Source organism: Desulfitobacterium chlororespirans DSM 11544 (genome assembly GCF_900143285.1).
In the GTDB taxonomy this organism is placed as follows: domain Bacteria; phylum Bacillota; class Desulfitobacteriia; order Desulfitobacteriales; family Desulfitobacteriaceae; genus Desulfitobacterium; species Desulfitobacterium chlororespirans.
This window is the reverse complement of the sequence record NZ_FRDN01000016.1, coordinates 88,487-101,359: the sequence shown is the minus strand read 5'-3', so window position 1 is coordinate 101,359 and position 12,873 is coordinate 88,487. Positions and strand designations below refer to the sequence as shown.

Below are 12,873 nucleotides of genomic sequence, written 5' to 3'. Positions count from 1 at the left end.
AGTCATTATTAAATTATATAAAATCTTTCCTTACAAAAAACTTACTTGATAGATACAACAAAACCGTGTTAATGCTTTTGTTAATTCAGCATGAACACGGTTCTTCAATAATAATTACCAATTTAAATTTACTAAATGTTTAAGCAATCAAGCCAAATGACTTTTATCATTTCCATTTAACCTTCTTCAGCTAGAGTCTTATCAAGAAGCTTATCAATACGCCTCTTAAGACGTTGATCCAGCTTCATTTTCTGCAAACCCTCCAGTTTTTCCACAAACTCTTCGTCAAGGGACGCATACTGTAAGACCTTTTCCGCCACCTCGATCCCTTCCCGGTAGCGCTCTTGGGAAAAATAGCTCTGAGCAAGGTATAAGGCAATTTTCTGATAGCAATTGTATATCTCCTGCCTCTTTTGATAGCACCAGAAATAATCTTTTCCTGCCAGCAAATCCCCTTTATAGAGCTTCATAACTTCTTGCAACGAGTCTTCATTATCAAGGGATGGGGGATTAAGCAGTGCCTTAACATCCCAATACCATTCCATGGGCGTGATAAGCCGGTAGGTCTTTTTGATGGCCTGAATCGTGAAGCCTAAGTTATTTTCTTTAAACGCTTGTTTTAAGCGGAAGATGGTAGTGTATAGACTTTGCTCAGCTTTATAAGTTTCGGTATTTGGCCATAAACTATCCATCAACACCCATTTGGACACGGAACAGTTATGAAGCAATAAATAAGCAAGCAGCTCTTCAGCCTTCGCAGTCAGCCAGCGTATCGGCATTTGATTCCCGCTCTTAACTTCAAAACCGCCCAGCATCCTTATCGCGATTGAATGACCTGCAGTTTCAGGTTTGCCTTTTCCCGGCCCCTTCAGTTTGTAAACTCTGCCCAGGGAACGCTCCAGCTTTTCCTCAACAATGGGTTTCAGTATGTAATCCAAGGCATGGACATTAAAGGCATCCAAAGCAAAGCGCTCATGGGCAGTAACAAAGACAAACGCTACCTGATCGCTTTGCTCAGCAATTTGCATTGCCAGTTCCACGCCGTTCATGTCGGGCATATCAATATCCAAATACACCACATCAGGCTTCAATGTCTCAATATTCAGCAATACTTCAGCAGATTTCAGAAACATCCCGACGACTTCTACATCCGTCCTCTTGCTGAGCATATGCTCCATGAGATCAAGGGCCGGTTTCTCATCATCCACCAAGATCACTCTCAGCATCAAATCTCCCCTTAACACTGATATCCATGCCATATCTACCGACTCATCCTAATCAAGCCTTACTGCTTTTCTCCTCTGAACAAGCTATCGTTTTACACGAATTCCTGCAGCACCCCATTGGCGACAAACCAATACTCCGGTTGCAAGAGAAGGGAGCCCTCTTCGATCTTTAAGACGCCGGCCTTAAGATAACGCTCCAAAACAGCGGGATAAAGCTCAAAAAGCTCCGCGCCGACCTCTTTTTGGAACTGGGACAAATTCACCCCATCTTTAAGACGCAGACCCAGTATTAAAAGTTCTGCTATTTGCTCATGTTTGGAAAGAAATTCATTCTTTTGACTATCCACCGGAAGTTCTCCTTGAGACAGCATTTTTGCATAGAGAAGAATGTCTTCAACATTTTGATAACGGCGGTTATTCAGGCAAGATACAGCACTTGGCCCTATCCCTAAATAGTCCTTCCTGTGCCAGTAGCCAAGATTATGCTGACATTCATAACCCGGGAGGGCGTAATTAGAGACTTCATAATGCCGGTATCCCGCCTTGCCCAGTATCTCCCGGGCCAAGTGGTACATCTCGGCCTGGCTGTCATCATCAGGCAAATTCGTAAGCGATTCCGAATTTAGGGCCAGCGGGGTACCCCCTTCGACCATTAGCCCATAAACAGAGAGATGCTCAGGCCGGAGCCTTAAGGCCTCTTCCAGGGTATCCCGCCAATCTGCCTGGGTCTGCCCTGGCAGTCCGAACATTAAATCCAGATTAAGGTTCTTAAAGCCCGCCTCCCTGATCAAGCGCATTCCATCCCTAACCTCTTCAGTTCGATGAATTCTGCCGATCTGTCTTAACAAGTCGTCATTAAGGGATTGAACTCCTAAAGATATTCGATTGATACCTTGTTGGCGGAGGATCTGAAGCTTTTCAGCGGTAAGGGTCCCCGGATTAGCCTCTATAGTTTTTTCTGCTCCATCCTTAAACCTTAATTTACCGTGGATGATGCTTAAGAGAGCGTCCAGTTCCGCTTCCGGCAAAGCCGTCGGTGTCCCACCCCCAATGAAAAGGGTCTCTAATTCCTCTGAAATCTCTTGCTGTCTTAATCCAACCTCGCGGTTTAAGCTCACCAAATAAGCCTCAGCCTTAGCCCGCTGCCAGGGCTCCGAATAAAAAGCACAATAATCGCATTTCTTCACACAAAAAGGAACATGGACATAAAGGGAAGGCATAGCTTCACCCCTTTCCGGGGAGGGCTCTCCCCAAACTCCTCACTATAAAAAGGCAGCGAACTCCATGCCCTCAAAAGGCAGACAGTTCGCCATTTCTATCAAGTATTCGAATTTCAGCATGTGAACGGCACTTGACTTATGGTGTATGCAAATCGGGACCTGTCCCAATGATTCACTCATGATTCAGTCGTCAATCTTCAGCACCGCCATGAAGGCATCCTGGGGTATTTCCACGCTTCCCACTTGCTTCATGCGCTTCTTACCCTCTTTTTGTTTCTCCAGAAGCTTCCGCTTACGGGAGATGTCCCCTCCGTAACACTTAGCCAGGACATCCTTGCGCATAGCTTTGACCGTCTCTCTGGCCACAACCTTTTGCCCAATCACCGCTTGAATAGGCACTTCGAACATCTGCCGAGGGATGATCCCCCGCAATTTTTCCACTAAGCGGCGGCCCCGGGCATAGGATTTTTCCTTGTGGACAATAAAGGAAAGGGCATCCACCAGCTCACCGTTGAGAAGAACATCCAGCTTAACCAGAGAAGCCGCTTTGTATCCGGCTAATTCATAATCCAGGGAAGCATAGCCCTTGGTCCGGGATTTAAGCTGATCAAAATAGTCATAGACAATCTCACTTAAAGGAAGCTCGTAGTGCAAAGTGACTCGGTTAGCGGACAGATAATCCATGTTGAGGAAATTCCCCCGCTTTTCCTGATTCAGCTCCATGATCGCCCCCACAAAATCCGAAGGCACCATAATATTGGCTTTGACGATGGGCTCCTCAATGGTCTCAATCTCATCGACCTTGGGAAGATTGGAGGGATTATCAATACTTAAAACCTCTCCATCGGTTTTATTTACCTTATAGACCACACTGGGGGCCGTGGTGATCAGATTCAAATCATATTCCCGCTCCAGACGCTCCTGAATGACATCCATATGCAAAAGTCCCAGGAAGCCGCAACGGTAACCAAAGCCCAACGCGCTGGAGGTCTCCGGCTCAAAGACTAAGCTGGAATCATTGAGGTGAAGCTTCTCCAGGGCATCCTTCAATCGTCCGTAATCACTGGAATCCACAGGATAGAGACCGCAGAAGACCATGGGTGTGGCCTTGCGATAGCCCGGCAGAGGATAGAGGGCAGCGTTCTCAGCATCGGTGATAGTGTCCCCTACCTGAGTATCCCTGACGTTCTTGATGCTGGCTGCAATATAGCCCACCTGACCGGCCTTGATTTCATCAACAATCTTTAAAGCCGGCGTAAACATCCCTACTTCTGTCACATCAAAGACTTTTCCTGAAGACATCATCTTAATCTGAGTCCCTTTGGCCACGCGGCCTTCCATGACCCGGACATAAGAAATGGCTCCTTTATAAGCATCGAAATAGGAGTCAAATATCAAGGCCTTTAAAGGTGTATTATCATCCCCTTGAGGCGGGGGCACCTTGGCGACGACGGCTTCCAGGATATCTTCAATGCCGATTCCCGTTTTGGCAGAAGCCAGGATGGCTTCACTGGCGTCTAAGCCAATCACATCCTCGATCTCCTGCTTAACCCGCTCCGGTTCAGCGCTGGGCAGGTCGATCTTATTGATGACAGGAATAATCTCCAGATTATTTTCCAAAGCCAAGTAAACATTGGCCAAGGTCTGAGCTTCAATCCCCTGAGCTGCGTCCACAATCAATAAGGCTCCTTCACAGGCTGCCAAACTGCGTGATACTTCATAAGTGAAGTCAACATGACCCGGGGTATCGATTAAATTTAATTCATAGGTTTGTCCATCCTTGGCAGGGTATTGCAAACGAACAGTCTGCAATTTAATGGTAATCCCCCGCTCCCGCTCCAGATCCATATTGTCCAGGACCTGGGCTTCCATCTCCCGCTTGCTGAGAGCACCTGTATATTCGATCAAACGGTCGGCAAGTGTGGATTTGCCATGGTCAATATGAGCAATAATTGAAAAGTTGCGTATACGTTGTGAGGCCTGTGCCACAGTTTTTACCCCTCATTTCAACAAAATCCAGTTTCGTATCAGAAAAAACGAGTCTTTTTTCAGAATCCATTCTAAACAAATATTATACCGCCAATTATTTGTTTGAGCAAGAACGAAAAGAGGGGTTCAATAAAAAAGTTCACCCTAGATTTACTGAAGCTTCCTTTTCTTCAACCTTTTCTCCCATATTGATCCGCTCCTACTCTACAAGGCGGGGTTCAGGCAGAACGATAAAAGCGGTGGGGACTTCCCGAGGGCCGTAAGGGCTGCTGGGCTTGTTCTTTACTTCTCCCTCATAAACTAAAGTAGATGATGATCCTCCATCCAAATTCGCCCCATTAACCGCACCATGCTCAATAAGAATATCCTGAACGTCCTTTAAGGTCGCGCCAAGGCTTCCTAACTGCCTGCCATCAATGACGAGAAGAAGGATGGTACCATCATGTGTCTGACCAATAGCAGTCCTTGGAGCAATCCCCCAGCCACCATCTCCATAGGTAATCATGGGTTGACTATTAACGATAAGAGCGGGGCCGAAGGATACGGCGTCCCGGATGCCCAGTTCTTCAATCTGCTCCAGAGTATAACGCCCTACAACCAAGACGTCGTTTTTAGTTATACCGATTAAATTATAAGTCTCCCAATTATCCTTGTGAATGATCTTTCCTTCAGTGATGAGAATTCCCGTCGGTGTTCCTCCAAAGCTCATTCCTCCGGGATCCGCAAACCCCCCGGCATTGATCCCAGCTACTGCATGATTATTCTCCACAAATTCAGAGACCTTTAACCCTCGATCCCCTAATTGATCTGTGGCGGCTAAACGGACCTGCTGAGGATTGCCTACTTTCAAAAGGTATCCCTGGAAACCTTTTCCGGAAACCTCTACCAGTTCAAGGGCCGGTTTTTCCTCGATGATCGGCTTGAGAACATTCACAGCTTTTTCATCCGTATTGACTTTGGGCTCTGAAACTTTGTTTTTCTCCATAATCCCATTAATCTCTTCTTCACTGACAAACCAGGTCGCTAAATATTGGTGGCTGTATGTGGTCATAGCCGTTGTCACATAAAGCTCCTTAAGCCCTGTTAAGGGCCCGTGAAAAATCAGGAGAAAGGCAAGAGCCATACCGAGAAGACACAGGATCAGGAATCCCAAAACGACTTTTAAGAGAATAAAGATGATTGACTTTTTCTTTTTTTGACCGGCTTGTGCAGCTGATTGTTCGTACTCTGCTCTGATTTTCAACACCCCCATGAAGAGAAAGAAGAAGCAATGGCTTGCTCCTTCTTAATTTCTATGAAGTTAATCGGCATAATAACACTGGACTTTGTATTTTATTATACCAGAGATCTGCCCCATAACCTAAACCTATTATTTCGCTGCTTCCAAAGCTTGAGCTACTGCCGCTTTGATTCCCTCACTGGTCATGGTGGCGCCACCGACAGCATCCACTTCCGTGATTTGCTTGCGGATGATTTCTCCAACCACGCCCTCTTCAGCATTCTCGAATATACCGGGGGTTTCGGCATGATCTTTCAGGGTTACTTTAATCACTTCTCCGTCTTTAACCACGACTTCTACCTTAATCTCGCCGCCCTTACCTTCACCGACGCCGGTATAGGTGCCATCTTTGTAGTTGGCTTCGACTTCCGGTTTTGCTTCAGCCGGTTTAGCTGCTGCCTGAATGGTGGGTTCCGTGGTTCCGCCGTTTTCCATGACATAAGCATGAGCAGCAGATCCGGCGATACGGCCAAAGATGACGATATCGGCAACAGCATTGCCGCCAAGGCGGTTTCCACCATGAACTCCACCGGTGATTTCACCACCGGCAAAGAGTCCCGGAATGGGATTGCCATCCGTATTGAGCACTTGAGCTTCCGTATTGATCTTCACCCCACCCATAGTGTGATGAACCGCAGGAGCACATAAGCCGGCATAGTATTTAGCTTGGGTAAGAGGGAATTCCATACTGGCCCGTCCAAAATCCGAATCGCTGCCGGAGGCTTGATATCCGGCATATTTTTCCATAGTTTCTTTCAAATTGGCCGGGTCAACACCAATTTGTTCAGCCAGACCCTCAATCGTGTCGGCTTCAACAATGATTCCACCCTTGATATAAGATTCGATAGCTTTTAAGCTTTCCCGGACTTCTTGGTCAAATAATAGATAAGCTTGACCCTCTGTTTGTTTCAAGATGGCTTCGGAAACCACATCACGAGTTTCTAATTCATTGATAAAACGTTTTCCTTCCTTATTCACGAGGATTGCACCATTACCGCGAACCCCTTCAGTGTACATCGTTTGATCCGTAGGGTTTACGGTGGGATGAGTTTGAATTTGATCCATATCTACGAAGTCAGCACCGATTTTTTCGGCCATAACAATTCCGTCCCCAGTGGCCCCTTTATGGTTGGTTGTAGCGAAACCTGCCAAAGATGGCTTGTACTTCGTGACCATTTCTGCATTGGCACCAAAGCCACCGGTAGCCAGGACCACAGCTTTGGTCTTGATGGTATAGGTTCCTTCTTCACCGGTTACTTTGACTCCGGTTACTGCTCCATTAGCATCCACAAGAATTTCTTCAGCTTTCGTGTTAAGAAGAACAGGAATACCTAATTCCTCAACTTTATTGTTTAAGGTAGTAACGAGCATAGGACCGACAGCGCTTGTATCCGAAGGACGATGAATCCGTTTTACACTGGCCCCGCCAAACATACCGACCACGCTTAAATCGCCGCCGATGTCATTGACCCAATCTACCGCGGCAGCAGAGTTTTCAGCCAAAGTTCTGACCAGTGATTCATCATTAAGGTTATGTCCGCCCTTCATGGTATCTTCCACAAAAAGCTCGATGGAGTCTTCAATACCATCTCTTTCTTGATATTTTGTAGGAGCTGCATTTAAACCGCCTGTAGAACGGACACTGTTTCCACCTGTAATAGGCATTTTTTCGACAAGAACCACATTCTTCGCACCATCCTGGACCGCTTGAATGGCTGCTGTCATTCCTGCTCCACCGGCACCAATAACCACGATATCGGCACTTTTGTCTTGTACGGCAGGCGTACTTGTTCCAGGAGTTTCATTGGCTGCCGATTCCGTACCGCAGCCTGTGATAGGACCAACGACCATTAAGAGGGCAAGAATCAACGCACTAATCTTTTTCATACTCCTTTTCCTCTCCTTTTTTAATTTTAGTCGGGAAGTTCAGTAGGCCTTTGTCAACCTATTGAACCTTCTCTTTTGTTCATAATAAGTCTTTCACAAGAAGCTGAACAGTTTATGTAAGTTTATAAAGCGTTATGTAATTTATGAAAGTAGATACGGCCCAATTCAGCCTAATAAAAGAATGCCGGAGCATCCACCCCGGCACTTCTATTAAATCTCTTTTAAATACTTTTTAAAGCCCTTTACTTTCAACTGATTGATCCGATGACAACTTACCGGTCTTCCTACAGCTCCATAACTGATCTCTGTATTCACAGCCTCTTGCTCACGTAAAAAGCTTATATATTTACTCATGGAAACACGGGAAATTCCCGCCCGCAGAGCCATTTCTTCTGTAGTAAAGGATATACCCTGAGTTGCCAGGATATGATCCCAGACCAATTTTAAGGTATCGCGGCTAATACCCTTAGGCAGATCAGATTTTTTATCAACTGTCTCTTCCTCTTCCATATTAAAAATCTGCTTATCCAAATCCTTCTGACTGAGCGTTTCCTTGTTCTTCATAAGCAGTTCTCTTTTTTTATAAACATTGAGCGCATCCCGAAACCGCTCATACTCAAAGGGCTTAATCAGATAATCCACCGCACCATGTTGCAGGGCCTTCCGAATGCTTTGGCTATCCGTGGATGCGGACACAATAATGACATCGGATTCTATCTCGCTTTTGCGAAGTTGAGTGAGAAATTCCAGACCATTAATGCCAGGCATAAAAATATCCAGAAGGATCAAGTCAACTTTTTTCTTTTTTAGCACCTTCAAGGCATCTGCTGCCGTTCCGGCACTGGCAACCAGTTGAAATCCCCCGATTTGTTCCAGATAACAACGATTGAGTTCAGCGACCATGGGATCATCTTCTATAATTAGCACTTTAATCATAGCGTCTCCTCCAAAGGGTCATAAGGTAAAAAAATTTCAAAAGTGGTGCCTTTATTATCCCCTGAATCAATTTGAATCCGCCCTTTTCGCTGTTCCACACTCTTCTGAACCAAAAACAACCCAAAACCGCGGCCATTGGATTTAGTGGAATAGCCTTTGACAAACATATTCTTCATGACCTGAGCGGGAATTCCTGCTCCCTGGTCTGCGACCCGGATGAGCAATTCCCCTTCACCATAGACAAGGCTGAGTTCCACTTCGTTAGTATCCTTCTCCTTCACCGCCTCAAAGGAATTGGTTAAAAGATTGCCAATAATGGTTACCAGGTCATGAACCATAGACGAATCCTTGGCCTGGGGGCAATAGCTCTCTTCATTAAGCAGTAGTTCACAGCCGTTTTCCCGGGCATTACTCATTTTAGCCTGGATAAATCCCGCCAGGATGGGATCTCGGATATTGCGGACGATTGGCCCGCCCTTGGTCTGATATTGATGGGCGATCTGACTTACATAAGGCCCCAGTTGTTCATATTTCTTCATATGAACCAAACCGAGAATCACATGAATTTTATTCATAAATTCATGGGTCTGAGCCCTTAAGGCCTCCGCATAAACCTTTACTCCTGACAGCTCTTCTCCCAATTGCTTAATTTCTGTTTTGTCCCGAAACGTTGAGACAGCACCCACAATTTCCCCATCGACTTTTAAGGGGACCGTGTTGGTAAGAAGGGTAACTCCCCTGACATCATATTCTAAATCCAGCACCGGCTCACCTTTATCAAGTACGCGTTTAAATACCGAATCAGGGATCATCTCACTATCCATCGCTTTGACATCATCGATTCCGGCCAGGCTCATGAGACGTGCCGCTTCAGCGTTGGTTAAAGTGACCTTCCCCTCGGCATCGATAGCCACGATCCCTTCCCTCACCGACTCCAGCATAGCACTGCGCTCCTGGAGGATTCGGGCGATTTCAAAGGGTTCCAGCCCAAACATAATTTTCTTGATACGCTTGGCCAAAAAAATTGCCCCCAAGATTCCTACAATAAACCCTAAACCCATACCGAAATAGGTCCTTGACCGGCTTTCCCGCACAGCCTCTTCCACAGTATTCATAAGAATACCTACAGCGACGGCGCCTACTTGCTCACCTTCTTCATCAAATACAGGAGAGAAGGCTCGCATAGATAAACCCAAGGTTCCCTTAGCTGTGGAAATATGTTCTTTGCCCTGCAGAACCGTTCCTTCATCTCCCCCCATAAAGGGTTTCCCCAGTTCATTGACATTGGGGTGGGATACTCGGATACCTTTCATGTCCATGACCACAATATAGTTTACCTTAGTCAAGTCCATCAATTCACCGGCATAGGTCTGAATCTCCCTTTTATCCCGCCGGCCACTAAGGCCATCAATTACAATCGGTGAATGGGCCACGATCCGGGATATATTCACCGCCCGACTGGCGATATTTTTTTCCGTGGCAGTGGCTACTTCTTCGCTTACCAAAATATTCGTAACCAATAAAGATAAGAACACCACTAAGCAGATTAATATTAGTATTGTTTTTTCCAGACTGAGATAAGGCCTAGGTTTTTTCATTGTGAGAACTACCCTCTCCTGATACGTTTCTGAAATAGACCAAGGGTCTGTTCAAACTCTTCCATACCCATGGCCTTGGTTACGGCGGCAAAAATGAGGGCGCCCAGCAAAGTACCCGCCAGCAAGACAAAGATGGAAGCCACTTTTCCTACTCCTACAAGTGAGGTCAGCCATTGCCCCCCCAGCCAAACTGCCAGCCCCATCACACCGGAAGCCGCTAAAGTCTTGAGAGTAGTTGCAAACATTCTCCGACCGTCGATGGATTTTAAGCGCTTGCGCAGGAGATAAAGAAGCAGAATCGCATTAAGTACGGCAGCTAAGGAGGTGGCAAAAGCTAATCCCCCAGTCTGCAAGGGTTTGACCAGGAGAAACATGAACGCCACATTGGCCAGCATAGAGATAATGCCGATGACCACCGGAGTCCAGGTGTCCTGAAGAGCATAAAACATCCGAGGCAGGATTTGGATCACAGATTGGGCCGAGATCCCTACGGCAAAATACAAAAGAGGAATAGCCGTAGCGAAGGTGTCGGTGGGGGTAAAAGCCCCATGCTCAAAGAGCACCCGGATCAAAGGATAGCGCAGAACAATCATTCCTATAGAAATAGGTAAGGTAATAAAAATCACCATACGCACAGCAAGAGATGAAGTCAGAACAAAATCCTTCCATTTATTCAGGGCAGCATGTTCGTTTAATGTCGGAAATACAGCGACAGCAATAGCCAGGGCAAAAATACCCACCGGCAACTGATATAAACGGTAAGAATACCACACCGCCGTCAAGCTGCCTTCGATAAGGTGGGAGCCTAAGTTCGAGTTCACTACTACTTGGATTTGGTTCAAGGAATAGCTGAGAATAATCGGAACGGCCAGAACCGCTATTTTGCGGACTCCGGGATGCCGCCAATCAATGATGGGATAATAACGAAGGCCTTGACGGCGCAGAGCAGGTATCTGCACCACAAAGTTAAGCAGGGCTCCTACCACGACCCCGATGGCAAAACCTGAGATGGATTCCGGCTCATCAGGTCGGGCCAGAATCACACCGAAGACAATGACACTGGCATTATAGAGAACCGTACCCAAGGCACTGGGCCAAAAGATCTTATAGGAGTTTAAGATTCCCATGGTAATTCCGCTCAAAGCCAGGAGCAGGGGTTGAATCAAGATAATTCGGGTGAGCAGGACCGTCAGAGCTTGGTTTTCCACTGTAAATCCGGGAACCTGCAAGCGAATAAAATAGGGAGTAAAGATCAGGGCTAAGATAACCAAAGCGCTTAAAAGCAAAAGGATCAGATTAATGAAAGAACTGGCAACCCGCCACCCTTCCTCTTCCTTTCCTTTATGGATATATTCGGAGAATACAGGAATAAAGGCAGAGCTTAAAACTCCGCCTACTAAAAGCCAATAAATTAAATCCGGAAGAATAAATGCCGTTTGGTAAGCATCGGTTACTCCCGTTTTTCCATAGAAATTCGCCATCAATGACTCTCTTAAGAAGCCCAGAATCCTTGATGCAAGCTGTGTAAGCATTAAGAGTCCGGCCGCCATAGCTACCGTCCGCGTACCTGACATAATTTCGTCCCCTTTTGCCTCTCATCTTGATGCTAAAATTCTCTAACTATGGAATTATATCATTCTTTCAGCCAATCCGCCAATAGACTTCCCAAGACTTCTGCCGTCCCTTGCGCTTCTGCAAAGGTATTCAGCTGACTGCCGATTTCAAACAGAATGGCTCCATCCAGCAAATGCTGATTATAGCGGGCATCTGAGGCATAGGTAATGCGGGGAATAAATAATCCCGGGTAGTTCTCCTCAGCAAAAGCAATCAGCTCTTCAGCGATGGCTTCATTGGTTTCCCAATGGGGATTTTTCTGACCAATGACGATCATGACTCGTGCAACTTCTTTACCTTGAATCATCACTGTGCCTTTATTGACTCCCGGCGGCAGCCCATCCCGATGCAGATCCAAGAGGAGCTTCATGGAGGGATAGTTCTTAACCAAAGCTGCGGCTGTATACAAAGACTTGCTGTAAGCTTTATTAAAATCCTCAACATCATGAATATCCAAAGCCTGAACAGTTCGAATGCCATGCTTCTCCAGAGATCCCTTTAAAGTTTCCCCTACGCGGACTATCTCTCCGTCCCCCTTATTATCCCGCTCCCCTCCCCCGTCGCCGGCATAGCTCTCAGAATTATGGGTATGGTAGATGCCCACAAGCACCTCATCATCCAGCGGCAGCGCCGGTTCTTCATGCTCTGGCGGTACAGGGGAGGGAGTAAGGGGAATCTCCTCCAATTCGGGTATTTCCCCTTCATATTCCGGGTCCCCCGGGTTATAGGCCCAACCAATCCAAGCCGGTCCCCCTGGTGGGGGAGTAAAATAGCTGAAGAAATAGGTGCGGGCATCGGCGATATTGACTCCAGTCAATAAAAATGTCCCTAATGAGACCCCTTGAGTTCTGATCTGATTAAGATGCTCCCTCTCCGGCTGGGAATAACCGGGGATTCCCTCTAATATAAGAGCTTCAAAGGGGAAGCTTTGCTGGGCCATGACACGAACCAATTGACGGGACGTTCCTTCTTCTAAAGCATAAACGAATAAGCCCAGGAAAAGGAGGGTCAGCAAAATAAGAAGAAAACCGCGAGCCCAGCGGGCCGAGGGCCAAAAACTCCATCGCCACTTCTTCGTGGAAAACATATTTTCTTTCAACAAAAAACTTGTCCCCCTTTCCTTC

9 protein-coding genes are annotated in these 12,873 nt (G+C 46.5%); all 9 read right to left on the bottom strand.

Annotated features, from left to right (window positions below; translation table 11 throughout):
- Positions 1-176 precede the first annotated feature (176 nt).
- The 9 genes from BUA14_RS22710 to spoIIP all read right to left on the bottom strand — a co-directional run bounded on the left by BUA14_RS22710 (position 177) and on the right by spoIIP (position 12,851).
- Entirely contained in the window at positions 177-1,226 is a 1,050-nt protein-coding gene (locus tag BUA14_RS22710; protein WP_072774702.1) for a response regulator, read from the bottom strand.
- A 92-nt stretch (positions 1,227-1,318) separates the two neighbouring features.
- Positions 1,319-2,446, bottom strand: coding sequence for a radical SAM family heme chaperone HemW (gene hemW / locus BUA14_RS22705; RefSeq protein WP_072774701.1), 1,128 nt, complete (start codon positions 2,444-2,446; stop codon positions 1,319-1,321).
- A 183-nt stretch (positions 2,447-2,629) separates the two neighbouring features.
- Positions 2,630-4,435, bottom strand: coding sequence for a translation elongation factor 4 (gene lepA, locus BUA14_RS22700; RefSeq protein ID WP_072774700.1), 1,806 nt, complete (start codon positions 4,433-4,435; stop codon positions 2,630-2,632).
- A 199-nt stretch (positions 4,436-4,634) separates the two neighbouring features.
- Positions 4,635-5,687: a phosphodiester glycosidase family protein gene (locus BUA14_RS22695; RefSeq protein ID WP_072774699.1), complete on the bottom strand. Its 1,053-nt coding sequence runs from the start codon at positions 5,685-5,687 to the stop codon at positions 4,635-4,637.
- Positions 5,688-5,804: 117 nt separating this feature from the next.
- A complete protein-coding gene (locus BUA14_RS22690; RefSeq protein ID WP_072774698.1) occupies positions 5,805-7,601 on the bottom strand; it encodes a flavocytochrome c in 1,797 nt (598 codons plus the stop codon).
- Between the two features lie 210 nt (positions 7,602-7,811).
- A complete protein-coding gene (locus tag BUA14_RS22685) occupies positions 7,812-8,537 on the bottom strand; it encodes a response regulator (RefSeq protein ID WP_072774697.1) in 726 nt (241 codons plus the stop codon).
- Positions 8,534-10,135: a sensor histidine kinase gene (locus BUA14_RS22680; RefSeq protein WP_072774696.1), complete on the bottom strand. Its 1,602-nt coding sequence runs from the start codon at positions 10,133-10,135 to the stop codon at positions 8,534-8,536. Before BUA14_RS22680 ends, BUA14_RS22685 begins: the two co-directional genes overlap by 4 nt.
- An 8-nt stretch (positions 10,136-10,143) precedes the next feature.
- A complete protein-coding gene (gene murJ, locus BUA14_RS22675) occupies positions 10,144-11,709 on the bottom strand; it encodes a murein biosynthesis integral membrane protein MurJ (RefSeq protein ID WP_072774695.1) in 1,566 nt (521 codons plus the stop codon).
- A 59-nt stretch (positions 11,710-11,768) separates the two neighbouring features.
- Positions 11,769-12,851 carry a stage II sporulation protein P gene (spoIIP, locus tag BUA14_RS22670; protein WP_072774694.1) on the bottom strand — a complete coding sequence of 361 codons (1,083 nt, stop codon included), beginning with the start codon at positions 12,849-12,851 and terminating at the stop codon, positions 11,769-11,771.
- Positions 12,852-12,873 lie beyond the last annotated feature (22 nt).

Coding starts and splice junctions, on each gene's coding strand:
- BUA14_RS22710 (WP_072774702.1), bottom strand. CDS start 1,226: ATGCTGAGAGTGATCTTGGTGGATGATGAGAAACCGGCCCTTGATCTC.
- hemW (WP_072774701.1), bottom strand. CDS start 2,446: ATGCCTTCCCTTTATGTCCATGTTCCTTTTTGTGTGAAGAAATGCGAT.
- BUA14_RS22695 (WP_072774699.1), bottom strand. CDS start 5,687: ATGGGGGTGTTGAAAATCAGAGCAGAGTACGAACAATCAGCTGCACAA.
- BUA14_RS22690 (WP_072774698.1), bottom strand. CDS start 7,601: ATGAAAAAGATTAGTGCGTTGATTCTTGCCCTCTTAATGGTCGTTGGT.
- BUA14_RS22685 (WP_072774697.1), bottom strand. CDS start 8,537: ATGATTAAAGTGCTAATTATAGAAGATGATCCCATGGTCGCTGAACTC.
- BUA14_RS22680 (WP_072774696.1), bottom strand. CDS start 10,135: ATGAAAAAACCTAGGCCTTATCTCAGTCTGGAAAAAACAATACTAATA.
- murJ (WP_072774695.1), bottom strand. CDS start 11,709: ATGTCAGGTACGCGGACGGTAGCTATGGCGGCCGGACTCTTAATGCTT.